The sequence below is a fragment of the Rhizobium sp. AG207R genome (genome assembly GCF_027109195.1).
In the GTDB taxonomy this organism is placed as follows: Bacteria; Pseudomonadota; Alphaproteobacteria; order Rhizobiales; family Rhizobiaceae; genus Rhizobium; species Rhizobium dioscoreae.
Genome location: NZ_JAEPVT010000015.1, coordinates 73,009 through 86,805, shown reverse-complemented (window position 1 = coordinate 86,805; position 13,797 = coordinate 73,009). Strand labels below are relative to the sequence as shown.

Here is a 13,797-nt window from a genome sequence, read left to right as displayed (position 1 = left end):
TCACACCGATGATATCCGCTTTGCATCGAGATCGCGCGTTTCGGCAAGATTTTTAAAGAAACCGGCCAAAATCAGTCCGAAAGCAACCAAATTCGCATTCTTTTTGCCAGTTTTTTCGCTAAACCTTCTGCTACTGTCGTCAAAATTCGAAGATCGGGAGGAATTCCATGGCGCCTAAGACCAATCCGAAACGGGAAAAACAGATCGAAGCGGCACGCAAAATTGCCGCGGCAACGGGTGAAGCGCATCTCGATCCCGAAATCCTGTTCGGCCGGGCGAGCAATGACGACATGGAGCTTTACAGCCCGGAAATGCTGGCACTTGCCGCGGCACATGCCGCTAGGGAACTGGCAGCCTGGAGCGGCACGGTTCCCCGCGTCAACATAGAGCAGGTCGCCGGCATCGAGCCCGATGGCGTTGCGGTGTCGATCCTCTCGATCACCGACCACAACATGCCCTTCCTCTATGAATCGATCATGGGCGAGGTCACCAGCAGCTACCGCGATCTCTACATGGCGGTGCATCCGATCCTAGTCATCGAGAAGGGCAAGCAGCCGAGCCTTTATTCGGCCGATCAGCCGAGCGACCCGGCCCGTCGCGTCAGCCATATCCAGCTTCATCTCTCGCCGCTGACGACAGCGCAGGCGAGCGATCTGACCAAGCGGCTTCAGACCGTGCTCGATCAGACGCATCTTGCCGTTTCCGACTGGAAGCCAATGTTGTCGCGCCTGGATACCGTGATATCGGAACTATCAACCTATGAGGCCGCCGGCCGCCGCAAGAACGATCGCGACGAAGCGCTCGCCTTCCTTGCCTGGCTACGGGACGGCAATTTCACCTTCCTCGGCATGCGTGAATATGTCTATTCCGGCAAGGGCGCCGATGCGAAGGTCGAGCGGGATCGCGGCACCGGCCTCGGCATCCTCTCCAATCCGGATGTCCGCGTTCTTCGGCAGGGCAAGGACGCCGTCACGACGACACCGGAAATCCTCGCTTTCCTCGACGGCCCGGATTTCCTGATCGTCACCAAGGCCAATGTCAAATCGATCGTCCACCGCCGCGCCTATATGGATTATGTCGGCGTCAAGCGCTTCGACACGGATGGCAACGTGACGGGCGAGCTGCGCATCGTTGGCCTCTTCACCTCCACCGCCTATACCAGCGCTGCCGCGGAAGTGCCGCTGCTGCGCTCAAAGGTGCAGAAGGTCAAGGATCATTTCGGTTTCGACCCCACAAGCCATTCCGGCCGAATGCTCGAAAACACGCTGGAATCCTATCCGCGCGACGATCTCTTCCAGATCGACACCTCATTGCTGGCAAGCTTCGCCGAGCAGATCAACGACCTGACCGACCGGCCGCGCGTTCGCGCATTGCCGCGCATCGACCATTTCGACCGTTTCGTCTCCGTCATCGTCTATGTCCCGCGCGAGGAATATGATTCCGTTGTCCGCGAGAAGATCGGCAATTACCTGAAGTCGGTCTATGACGGCCGCGTCTCCGCTTATTACCCGGCTTTCCCGGAAGGTGGCGTGGCGCGCGTGCACTTCATCATTGGTCGCAGCGCCGGCAAGACGCCGCATGTTCCGCAGGCCAAGCTGGAGGAGGCGATCCGTGCCATCACAGCCCGCTGGGACGAGCGCTTCGCCATGCTGGCCGGCCCGAAGGCGCCGAGCATCTCCGTCAGCCAGGCTTTTCAAGAAGCCTTCTCGCCGGAAGACGCCTTTGCCGATCTGCCAGATATCATCGCCACTGCCGGTGTTGAGCCGATCCGCATCGGCTTCTATATCCGCAAGGACGAGGCAGGCGACATTCTCTCGCTGAAGATCTTCCACGGCGACGGCAACCTGGCGCTGTCGCGCCGCGTGCCGCTGCTCGAAAATCTCGGTTTCAACGTTATCAGCGAGCGCACCTTCGATATCTATGTCACGGCCAAGGACGGTTCGACCGGCCATGTCGTGCTCCATGATATGGAGCTCGAAACCCGCAGCGGCCTGACGATCGATCTCGCCCGCCATGGCGCCGCCCTGGAAGAAGCCTTCCTTGCTGCCTTCGGCGGCACGATCGACAACGACGCCTTCAACCGGCTGATCGTCTCTGCCGATCTCTCCGCCCGCGAAACCAATGTGCTGCGCGCCTATTCCCGCTATCTCAGACAGGCCGGCATCGCCTATTCGCAGGATTATATCTCTGCGACGCTGGATAAATATCCTAGGATTGCCGCATCGCTCTTCCGATTGTTCCACGATACGCTCGACCCGAAGCTCAGCGACAAGAACCGCACGAAGAAGCTCTCCGAGCTGCACGCGAGCATCGAAGCCGAGCTTGCCGACGTACCGAGCCTCGACGACGACCGCATCCTGCGCCGCTACGTCAACGCCATCGACGCGACGCTGCGCACCAACTATTTCCAGAAGAATGCGGACGGCACGCCGAAGGCCATGCTCGCCTTCAAGCTCGATCCCAAGCTGCTCGACGGCTTGCCCGAACCGCGTCCTTTCCGCGAAATCTTCGTCTACGGCGTCGAAGTGGAAGGCGTACACTTGCGCTTCGGCAAGGTGGCGCGCGGCGGCCTGCGCTGGTCGGATCGCGCTGAAGACTATCGCACCGAAGTTCTAGGCCTTGTGAAGGCACAGCAGGTGAAGAACGCCGTTATCGTCCCCGTCGGCGCCAAAGGCGGCTTCTATCCGAAGAAGCTTCCGGTCGGCGGCAGCCGCGACGAGGTCTTCAATGCCGGTCGTGAGGCCTACAAGACCTATATCCGCACGCTGCTGTCGATCACCGACAACATCTCTGGCGCCGATATCATCCCGCCTGCCGAAACCGTACGGCTTGACGGTGACGACCCCTATTTCGTCGTTGCCGCCGACAAGGGCACGGCGACCTTCTCCGACACTGCCAATGCATTGGCGCAGGAAGCAGGCTTCTGGCTGGACGACGCCTTCGCTTCGGGCGGCTCGGCCGGCTACGACCACAAGAAGATGGGTATCACAGCCCGCGGTGCCTGGGAAACCGTGAAGCGGCATTTCCGCGAAATGGACATCGACATCCAGACGACGCCCTTCAGCGTCGTCGGCGTCGGCGACATGTCCGGCGACGTCTTCGGCAACGGCATGCTCCTGTCGCCGAAGATCCGCCTGCTCGCCGCCTTCGACCACCGCGATATCTTCATCGATCCCGATCCGGACATGGCAAAGACGCTCGCCGAACGCCAGCGCCTGTTCGACCTGCCGCGCTCTAGCTGGCAGGATTTCGACAAGTCTGTCTTGTCGAAGGGCGCGATGATTATTTCCCGATCGGCAAAATCGGTCACGCTGACGCCGGAAGCCGTCGCCGCCATCGGCATCGACAAGTCGGTCGCAACCCCCTTCGAGATCATGACGGCGATCCTCAAGGCACCCGTCGACCTACTCTGGTTCGGCGGCATCGGCACCTACGTCAAGGCGCCGTCCGAAACCGATTCGGAAGTTGGCGATCGCGCCAACGATCCGATCCGCATCACGGCGGACGAAGTCCGCGCCAAAGTGATCGGCGAGGGCGCCAATCTCGGCGTCACGCAGAAAGGCCGCATCGCCTATGGCCTCAAGGGCGGCCGGTGCAACTCAGACGCCATCGACAATTCGGCCGGGGTCAACACCTCCGACGTCGAGGTCAACATCAAGATAGCGCTTGCCAACGCCATGCATGACGGCCGCCTGACACGCCCCAAGCGCGATACGCTGCTCGCCTCCATGACCGACGAAGTGGCAGCGCTCGTCCTGCGCAACAACTATCTGCAATCCCTGGCGATCTCGCTGACGGAGCGCAAGGGCACAGGCAACGCTCTCGAACTCAGCCGCTTCATGAGCGTGCTGGAAGCGGCCAAGCAGCTCAACCGCAAGGTCGAAACCCTGCCCGACGATCAGACCTTCGCCGAGCGTTACGCCAATGGGCGGCCGCTGACGCGCGCCGAAATCGGGGTGCTGCTCTCCTATGCCAAGATTGTTCTCTTCGATGCGCTTGTCGCCAGCGACCTGCCCGACGATCCCTATTTCGCCACCACGCTCAGCCGCTATTTCCCGGCAAAGATGCAACGCTCGAATTCAACGGACATCGAAAGCCATCGTCTGCGCCGCGAGATCATCGGCACGGCGCTTGCCAACGAAGCGATCAATCGTGGTGGTCCGGGCTTTGCCGTCAGCATGATGGATGCAACGGCTGCGTCGGCGGCCGAGGTGGTCAAGGCCGCCGTCATTGCCCGCGACGGCTTCGATCTCGACCGGCTTTGGAACGAGACGGATGCACTTGACGGTAAGGTCGGCGGCCAGATGCAGAACCGCGTCTATGGCGAGATCACTGAAGTCTATACCGTGCTTACGCGCCTGCTATTGAAGACTGGGGCCGCCAAGGATGAAATCGAGGAAACCGTTAGCCGGCTTCGTGCAGCTCTGAAGAAGCTGCGACCCGTCTTCCTCACCCATATCCCGGCAGATTTCGCGGCCGAGATCGCAGCCCGCGAAGCGGAATATCTGGCAGCCGGCCTGCCGGAGAAGCTCGCGTCGGAGATCGCCACCATCTATGCGCTTGTCCTCGTGCCTGAGATCATGCAGATCGCCGAACGCACCGGCGATACGCTGAACCGCGCGGCCGAAAGCTACTTCACCGTATCGCAGACCTTCCGCGTCGGCCGCCTGCTGCTGGCCGGCAGCCGGATCGTTACCGGCGATCATTACGAGAGCCTGGCGCTGGCGCGTAGCCTCGACCAGATCGCTGGCGCCCGCCGTGACATTGTCATCTCCGCTTTGTCCAACCATCCGAAGGACAAGCAGCCGGTTCAGGCATGGCATGCGGAAGACCGTATCCGCATCAATCGCATCGCCGAAGAGCTCGGCGGCCTCAGCGAAAGCGGCGATCCGAACCTCGCCCGCATCACCGTCGCTGCCGGCCTGCTCAGCGATCTTGCGAACGGCCGGGCAAGATGAGACAGTCCGCCTCGTCCCCGTCACGGGATGAGGGAATGAGGACTGGATCTGGTGGCGACCGAAATTGTTGACGATAACGTGCCGGCCAAAGTGCCGGCACGCGGTATCTGGGGCTGGATGTTCTTCGACTGGGCGGCTCAGCCGTTCTTCACGGTCGTTACCACCTTCATCTTCGGCCCCTATTTCGTCGCGCGGCTGACGGCCGATCCCGTCTCCGCGCAGACGACATGGAGCAATATGGCGACGATCTCCTCGGTGATCATCGCCATCCTTTCACCGGTCCTCGGCTCGATCGCCGATCAATCCGGCGCCCGCAAGCCATGGATCGCCTTCTTCGCCGTCATCAAGATCGTCAGCCTTTTTTGCCTCTGGGGCGCGGCACCCGGCTCGCCGGTCATCTATCCGGTGATCTTCATGATCCTCGCCTCGATCTCGGCCGAATTCTCGATCGTCTTCAATGATTCCATGATGCCGCGGCTGGTTGGTAAGGATGATGTCGGCAGGCTGTCGAACGCCGCCTGGGGGCTCGGCTATCTCGGCGGCATGATCGTGCTGATCACCGTCGTGGCCTTGCTCGCCGGCAATCCACAGACCGGCAAGACCATTCTCGGCCTCACCCCGCTCTTCGGCCTCAACGCCACGCTAGGCGAGGATGCTCGTATCACCGGGCCGATTTCGGCCGTTTGGTATTTCATCTTCATTCTGCCGATGTTTCTCTTCACGCCGGATGCCGCACGCGGCTTGCCCTTGGGCGCCGCCGTTCGCTCGGGCCTGCGCGAGCTATCGGCGACCTTGGGCGAGCTGAGGCGCCGGCGCGGCATCAGCCTCTTTCTTGTCGCCCGGATGATCTATCAGGACGGCGTCAACGGCCTCCTGATCCTCGGCGGCACCTTCGCGGCCGGCATGTTCGGCTGGGCGACGATCGAGATCGGCATCTACGGCATCATCCTCAACATCATCGCCATTTTCGGCTGCTTTGCCGCCGGCTATGTCGATCGCTGGCTGGGCTCGAAAATGACCGTTATCATTAGTCTGACGCTGCTGCTCGTCGCCACTTTCGGCATCCTCTCAACCGGCCCTGGTTTCACGCTCTTTGGCCTCGTGCCGCTCTCCACCATCAGCGCCGGTGGTCTGTTCGGTACGGCGGCGGAAAAGGCCTATATCGGCTACGGCCTTTTGATCGGCATCGCCTTCGGGCCTGTGCAGGCCTCCTCGCGGTCCTATCTCGCCCGCAGCGTCAGCCTCTCGGAAGCCGGCCGCTATTTCGGCATCTACGCCCTGTCAGGCCGCGCCACTAGCTTTATGGCGACTTTGTTCTTCTCGCTGGTGACCTATTGGAGCGGCTCGGCCCGCCTCGGCATGGCGACGCTTGTCATCTTCCTCGCCGGTGGCCTGCTGCTTCTGTTGCCGACACCTTATCCGGCCGATAGAGCGAAGTAGGCAAAGAAAAATCCCGGCTGGCAAACCAACCGGGATATACGTTTTATAAATCCGATATATCCGCCGATCAGTGACGGAAGTGGCGAACGCCGGTGAAGACCATCGCGACATTGTGCTCGTTGGCCGCGTCGATCACTTCCTGGTCGCGCATCGAACCGCCGGGCTGGATGACGGCGGTGGCGCCGGCGGCGATCGCCGAGAGTAGGCCATCGGCAAAAGGCAGGAAAGCTTCGGAAGCGACGGCGGAGCCACGCGTCAGTGGCTCGGCAAGCCCCATGGCCTTGGCGGCTTCCTCGGCCTTGATGGCAGCGATGCGGGCGGAATCGACGCGGCTCATCTGTCCGGCGCCGATGCCGGCCGTCTGGCCATCCTTGGCGTAAACGACGGCATTCGACTTCACATGCTTGGCCACACGGAAGGCGAATTTCATGTCTTCCAGCTCCTGCGCCGTCGGCGCGCGCTTGGTAACGACCTTGAGCTCCATGTCCTCGACCAGCGCGTTGTCGCGGTTCTGAACCAGCAGCCCGCCGGAGACGGTTTTTGCGGTGAGGCCAGCGGCGCGTGGATCGGGCAGGGCGCCAACCGAGAGCAGGCGGAGATTCGGCTTGCGGGCGATGATCGCCTTGGCTTCCTCGCTCACTTCGGGCGCGATGATGACCTCGGTGAAGAGCTTGACGATCTCTTCGGCCGTTTTGGCATCGAGCAGGCTGTTCAGCGCAATGATGCCGCCGAAGGCGGAGGTGGAATCGCAGGCGAGAGCGCGCTTATAGGCTTCCACCAGGCTCGGACCCGTGGCGACACCGCAGGGATTGGCATGCTTGATGATCGCGCAGGCCGGCCCCTTTTCCGGCAGGAACTCGGCGACGAGCTCATAGGCCGCGTCAGTGTCGTTGATGTTGTTGTAGGACAGCTGCTTGCCCTGGATGAGCGTTGCCGTCGAGACGCCGGGACGGTTTTCGCCAGTCAGGTAGAAAGCCGCCTTCTGGTGCGGATTTTCACCATAACGCATCTCCTCGCGCAGCACACCGCCGATGACGCGGTGGCGCGGCGTGGCGATATCCAGCGCTTCGGCAAACCAGTTAGAGATCATCGCGTCGTAAGCAGCGGTGCGGGCGAAAGCCTTTGCGGCCATGCGCTTGCGGAAATCATAGGTCGTCTGGCCGGCATCGGCGGAAAGCTGAGCCAGCAGCTCGGCATAATCGGCGGGATCGGTGAGCGTCGTCACATAGGCGTGATTTTTGGCCGAAGCGCGGATCATCGCCGGGCCGCCGATGTCGATATTCTCCACCGTTGTCGGATAATCGCCTCCGGCTTTGCGCACGTCCTCGAAGGGGTAAAGATTGATGACGGCAAGATCGATGCCTTCGATACCGTGCTCCTTCATTTCAGCCTGATGCTCGGCATCGTCACGAATGGCGAGCAGGCCGCCATGCACCTTCGGATGCAGCGTCTTGACGCGGCCGTCCATGATCTCAGGAAAATTCGTCACTTCCGACACGTCGGTCACCGCAAGGCCGGCTGCAGCAATCGCCTTGTGCGTACCGCCGGTCGACAGCAGGCGCACGCCCTGTTCGCTCAGCGCACGCGCCAGCTCGACGATGCCGGTCTTGTCGAAAACGGACAGAAGCGCGGTTTTCACCTTCACCTTGTCGGGAGCGGGAATTTTCTTGGAAACGACGGCCATGGGCTTTCTCCGGTCTGGCATAGGGAGATGTGGCGTCCGGCAAAAAAGGGCGCGGGACGGATAATGCCGCCCCGTTAGCATAGCTCACGCGCTTAGCCTATGGCCGATGCGATAAAAACCAGCGGATTTCCGGCTTTTCCGTGATCCGGAAGACAATCTCAAGCTGATCGGAGGAACGCATACCTGAGGGATCGGCAAAGAAGATATCTTCCGCGACCAGCACCTCGTTGCCAGGGGAGGAGAAGATCCAGGTCTCTCCATCCGGGGCGATCAGCAGCGCGGCATCCGTCTCGGTCTGCAGCAGGCTGATGGAGGGGTGAATGTGAAAACGGGCAGAAGCAATGCCCTCACCCTTCGGCTGATGCTTCTTGCCCTCCGGCACGAAGAACCGGTCGCGGCCGGCGACGATCGTGCCGCTGGCATTCAGACTGATCTCGCGCTCATGGACGTAGCCGAAGGCGGAGAGATAGCCGTCATGCGCGGCACGGACATAGTCTCGCCCGTCTTCGGTCTCGGCGCGCTCGACGATGACCTTCTTGACGCCGCTGACCATGATCGGCCCAAGCGATTTCGATTTGGAGAACTGACAGGACGAGGTGTCGTTGAGCGTGACGGTCGAATGCGCCGCAGTCGCCCGCGCCGCCTGCATGAAGCGGTCACCCGCAAATTCGGGCGCGCCGGAATTGATGATGAAGCGCGACTTGCCAGACGACATCTCGAAGGAAAGACAGCCGGCATGCGCCGTGCGGCTGAGATCGACGGAGCCAGCAGAGCCGGCATCAACGATGACGACGGCCGAACCGGCGGCCAAACGATGATATTTCGTGTGCGGTAGTGCCTTGAAGGTCTGGCCGGCCGTCTCGTCATAGCGCAGCACCGACATCAGCTCGTTGGCAAGCGTCGAGGTCGCACCGTTGAACAGCGCCAGATCGCCATCCTGATGGCGGAAGAAACGAAGCGCCGGATACATGCGGTCGATGCCGGGGATGAGCCGGATCGGCACGTCATGGCCGAGATTGACATAGGTCTGGCGCAGCGGCAGCAGATCGAGCAGTAATTCCAGCGACGCCCGCGGATTGCGCGAGATATGGCCGCCATCCTGCAGGATTTGCCGGTCGATCTCCCGGTCGAGCGCCTGACCGGCCCGTTTCAGCGTGAGGGAACTGCTCGGCATGGCGACCGAGGCCATGGCAAGCGCGATGCGCACACGGAACCGGGTGATGCCGTCAGGCGAGGACGCAACGATCCGACGCAGAAAGCGCACATGGAAGACGAGCATGCGCATGAAGCGGCGGTAGAAACCGCTATCCGTGCCCTGCAAAAGTACGGGCGAATGCGACAGAAGCGCGATCAGCCGCTGCGCCGCTATATCGGGTGACCAGGCAAGGCCATGCAGCCGGCGGCCGTGGACGGCAATCCAATCCGTGAGGATCGATCGCGCCATGGCCGAGGCCTGATCACTCTTTTCCGCCCGTAAATGCCGCAGCCAGCGAAAATTATGCAGCCGGGCGGCAAAGGCCAGCGACGGCAGCTCCAGTGAGAAGGGCGATGCACCTTGTGTTTCCAAAACGCGCCCGGCGAGCAGAATGCGGCCGTTCAAAAGCTCTTCGACGAAAAAGGGATCGACGCTGCGCAGATCGGTCGGTGCCACGATCAGGCGCTCCGGCACACGCATCGTGTGGCGGGTAAGACGCAATCGCGTCAACGCCGCGCGGCGCGACATCCGCCGCCATGCTTCCCGCATGTATGAACTCACTAAACCCTGCCGCAGATCTGCATATTTGCTTCTGCTTACTCTCATTACCCGTGGTTAAAAAGAGGTTACAGATATACCAATTAAAGACACGTTTGCCGGTTTTTTAACCGGCCGGTCAAAACGATTCGAGGTGGGGACTAATGCGTGCGTCGAAGCGCGACAGCAAAAAAGCCGTCGAGGCCGGAGGCGAAGCCATCGGGAAGCGGCAGCATGTCCGGCGTGGTGCGGAAGGCTCCAAGCGGCGAAATCGCCGTTTCCAGACCCGGCCAATCGCCTGATGGGATCGGTACGCGCTCGACATTGCCGGTATCGGCAAGCAGGCGTGCAACCAGATCTTCGCCCTCTTCGGAATCGAGCGAGCAATTGGAGAAGACCACCACACCGCCCGGCTTGACCAAGGTCAGGGCATGGCGAAGCAGGCGTTCCTGCAGGGCGGCCAGCTTGGCGATATCCTCCGGTCCCTTGGTCCACAGCACGTCCGGATGGCGGCGCGTCGTTCCCGTGGAGGAGCAGGGGGCATCGAGAAGAGCCGCATCGAAAAGTTCGTCGGGTTGATATTTGCTCATATCGGCAACGACGGTTTCTGCTTCGAAGCCAAGCCGTGCCAGATTGCCGGACAGCCTCTTCAGGCGATTGGCGGATTGATCGAGAGCCGTGACCTTAGCACCGGCGAGAATGAGTTGCGCCGTCTTGCCGCCAGGTGCTGCGCAGAGATCCACCACCCGCTTGCCGGCCAGCGAACCGAAAAGTTTTGCTGGAATGCTGGCGGCAGCATCCTGAACCCACCACTCACCCTCATCGAAACCTTCGAGAGAGGGAATGGAACCTTCGAAGGCGGCAAGCCGCACGCCGCCGGTCGGCAGCACCACGCCGTTCAACCGCTTTGCCCAGCCCTCGGCATCGGATTTCACGGTCAGGTCGATCGCCGCCGGCTCGAGTTGCGTGTCGGAAATCTTTAGCGCAGCGGGAGCGCCATAGGCCGCTTCCAGGCGAGAAAGGAACCAGGCCGGCATGGCCGGCACCTTCGCAACCCGCTCAAGGATTGCCTGCTTCTCGCGGCCGATGCGGCGAAGGATGGCATTCACCAGCTTGGCGAAACGGCGATTGCGCGGATCGCGGTTGGCTTGCTCGACAGCAAGATCGACGGCGGAATGATCCGGCACGTCGAGATAGAGGATCTGGGTCGCACCAACGACGAGGACATGATGCAGGGCACGGGCGCCCTCCGGCAGCGGCGAATCGAGCAGCGACGAGATCGCCGCCTCGATGCGCGGCAGGTGGCGCAGCGCGCTATTCAAGATAGCGCGCACCAGCGCACGGTCGCTATCGCTGAGTGTCGTATAGGCGGCGCTGCCGCCTTCGGCATCCAGCATGCCGTCGAGCGGCGTCTTGCGGTCCAGCACGGCCCCCAGGATCTTCGACGCCGCCGCGCGGGCCGCAAGGCCGGGCTTGAGTGGAGACGAATCAAGCGGCCGCGATTGCTGAGGCCGCTTGCCCGATCGTTTTCCATCTCTATGGGAAGCTTTGTTTTTCGTGTCAGAACTCAAGACCAGGGACCCTTCGGCGGTTGCGAACCACCGCGACCCGTATTCGGCACGGAGCGCGATTTGCGCCCCGGATTAGCAGTGAAGGACGGTCCCGTCGAGCCAAAGCCGGAAGATGAGCCGGAAGACGGTGTCATCGGCGAAGCGCCGCCGCCACCGTAACGGGCCATTTCATGCAGCGCGGCGATGCGGTTTTCCGTATTCGGATGGGTGGAAAACAGATTGTCCATGCGCTCGCCGGAGAGCGGATTGATGATGAACATATGCGCCGTCGCCGGATGGCCCTCGGCATCTTCATTCGGGATATGCGCCGCGCCGCGGGCGATCTTGCCGAGCGCGGAGGCAAGCCAAAGCGGATTGCCGCAGATTTCCGCGCCGCGGCGGTCGGCAGAATATTCGCGCGTACGGCTGATCGCCATCTGCACCAGCATGGCGGCCAACGGGGCAACGATCATCGCGACAAGGACGCCGACCATGCCGAGCGGATTGTTGTTGTCGCGGCGGCCGCCGAAGAAGAAAGCGAAATTGCCGAGCATGGAAATGGCACCGGCAAGCGTCGCCGTGATCGTCATCGTCAGCGTGTCGCGGTTCTGCACGTGGGCAAGCTCGTGCGCCATCACGCCGGCCACCTCCTCCGGCGTCAGCGCATGCAGCAGGCCGGTGGAGGCAGCGACAGCGGCATTTTCCGGATTACGGCCCGTCGCGAAAGCATTCGGCTGCGGGCTGTCATAAAGATAAACCTTCGGCATAGGCAGGCCGGCATTGCGGGCGAGATCGCGAACGATGCGGTAGAATTCCGGCGCGCTTCGCTCATCGACCTCCTGCGCACCATAGGTGGACAGCACCATGCGGTCGGAATTCCAGTAGGAAAAGAAATTCATGCCGGCGGCGGCGACCAATGCGATCAGCATGCCCGATTGGCCGCCGATCAGATAGCCGACGCCCATGAAGAGCGCGGTCATGAAGGCAAGCAGCATGGCAGTACGCATGAGATTCATCGAGGGGTCTCCAACACGATCGGCAGTCCGAACCTTTTTCTTTGCGGCCGGACGCACTATGATTTGGCTATTCCTCCCTCCATTTCAATATTTCGGAGGTCGCGCGAGACCATGCAAACCGCAGATAACGACAATAGACTCGACACCGAAGCCGGTGAAATCACCCGCAAGCCGCTCTCACCCGCGGCCAAGCGCGCCCTCGCCGAAGCAGAAGAGCGCCGCAAGGCGCAGGAAGCTCAAGCACAGGCCGAGCTTCCCCCCGAAATCGGCGGCCGCGGCGGCGCCGACCCCGCACGCTTCGGCGACTGGGAAATCAACGGCCGCGCGATCGATTTTTGAAATGAGTTTAGGTTAGCCGTAATTCGATGAGAGAATAATGCCTGTAGGTTTCTCTCAAGGTCTGTCCTTTGATAGGAAACGCGCAAACTGGAGCCGGACGGGCCACCGCCCTTTGGCTTGGTGCGCGTGGTATCCGGCCAATGATGATGCGGTCGAAATCGCACCCTCGCCGTCCTGGTTCAAGCAAAAGCCGGTCGCGCCCAACGCGCCGATGAAGAAATCCACCGATGCGCGCTCTCTGGTGTTGCTGTCTCACGGATCGGGCGGCCTTGCCATTGGCCTGGAATGGCTCGGACATCGTCTGGCGCAGGCCGGCTTTGTGGCCCTGGGCATCGATCATCACGGCCACACAGGTTCAGAACCTTACAGAGCCGAGGGATTTCTCTGTCTCTGGGAGCGGGCGGCCGATCTGACCGCCTTGCTCAATGCCAATGACTGGAGAGAGGTTTTGGGCGGGGCTATCGAAAAGCATGCCTACGTCGCGGGTTTCTCCGCCGGCGCCTATACCGCGATGCTGCTCGTCGGCGCGCGCGTTGCGTACTCTCAGTTCGAACCGGATAACCCTCAGAAGAGCCCGATACGAGGACCGAGAGAATTCCCTCATTTGGCGGATCACATTCCCTCGCTTCTCCAATATGAGATATTCCTGGAATCATGGAATCGACGACGGGACAGTTTTAGGGATGATCGAATAAAAGCCGCTTTGGCGATCGCGCCAGGTCGGTCGGTTCTCGGCTTTTCCAAGGAAAGTCTCGAGGAAATAACAGCACCAGTTCAGGTCGTTGGCGGCGATGCGGATGTCATAGCGCCGGCCCATGAATGCTGCACATGGCTCCACGAGAATGTGCGCTCGAGCTCCCTTGAAATCATGGGCGGCGGGGTGGGCCATTATACGTTTTTGCCTGAACCCACGCCGCAAGGCCGGAAGGCCGCACCAGCTGTCTTTACCGATGTTGCTGGCTTGGTGCGAGAAAACGTGCACAACTATGTTGCTCAAATGGCAGTTGCTTTTTTCAGCACTGCAAGATGAAAGATTTAGGCGAGAGCCAAGCTCTCGCCTAATGTCAAATGACCCAGT

At 61.3% G+C, this 13,797-nt stretch carries 8 protein-coding genes; 4 read left to right on the top strand and 4 right to left on the bottom strand.

Annotated features, from left to right (window positions below; all coding sequences use genetic code 11):
- Positions 1–167 precede the first annotated feature (167 nt).
- Complete coding sequence (locus JJQ51_RS29225; RefSeq protein WP_269245602.1) at positions 168–4,958, top strand: NAD-glutamate dehydrogenase; 4,791 nt, start codon at positions 168–170, stop codon at positions 4,956–4,958.
- 48 nt (positions 4,959–5,006) lie between these two features.
- Complete coding sequence (locus tag JJQ51_RS29220; RefSeq protein WP_113501457.1) at positions 5,007–6,398, top strand: MFS transporter; 1,392 nt, start codon at positions 5,007–5,009, stop codon at positions 6,396–6,398.
- A 67-nt stretch (positions 6,399–6,465) separates the two neighbouring features.
- Here JJQ51_RS29220 and purH read toward each other — a convergent pair whose 3' ends face one another.
- The 4 genes from purH to htpX all read right to left on the bottom strand — a co-directional run bounded on the left by purH (position 6,466) and on the right by htpX (position 12,380).
- Positions 6,466–8,082 carry a bifunctional phosphoribosylaminoimidazolecarboxamide formyltransferase/IMP cyclohydrolase gene (gene purH, locus JJQ51_RS29215; RefSeq protein WP_269245601.1) on the bottom strand — a complete coding sequence of 539 codons (1,617 nt, stop codon included), beginning with the start codon at positions 8,080–8,082 and terminating at the stop codon, positions 6,466–6,468.
- A 97-nt stretch (positions 8,083–8,179) separates the two neighbouring features.
- On the bottom strand, positions 8,180–9,826 hold the full coding sequence (locus JJQ51_RS29210) for a heparinase II/III family protein (protein WP_233788773.1): 1,647 nt from the start codon (positions 9,824–9,826) through the stop codon (positions 8,180–8,182).
- A gap of 149 nt (positions 9,827–9,975) precedes the next feature.
- On the bottom strand, positions 9,976–11,385 hold the full coding sequence (locus JJQ51_RS29205; protein ID WP_269245600.1) for an RsmB/NOP family class I SAM-dependent RNA methyltransferase: 1,410 nt from the start codon (positions 11,383–11,385) through the stop codon (positions 9,976–9,978).
- A complete protein-coding gene (gene htpX / locus JJQ51_RS29200; RefSeq protein WP_145636188.1) occupies positions 11,382–12,380 on the bottom strand; it encodes a zinc metalloprotease HtpX in 999 nt (332 codons plus the stop codon). The genes JJQ51_RS29205 and htpX overlap by 4 nt, the downstream gene beginning before the upstream one ends.
- Before the next feature lie 111 nt (positions 12,381–12,491).
- Between htpX and JJQ51_RS29195 the strand changes: the two genes are divergently transcribed.
- Complete coding sequence (locus JJQ51_RS29195; protein WP_069613897.1) at positions 12,492–12,719, top strand: DUF1674 domain-containing protein; 228 nt, start codon at positions 12,492–12,494, stop codon at positions 12,717–12,719.
- A gap of 37 nt (positions 12,720–12,756) precedes the next feature.
- Entirely contained in the window at positions 12,757–13,749 is a 993-nt protein-coding gene (locus tag JJQ51_RS29190) for an alpha/beta hydrolase family protein (RefSeq protein WP_269245599.1), read from the top strand.
- Positions 13,750–13,797: the final 48 nt, after the last annotated feature.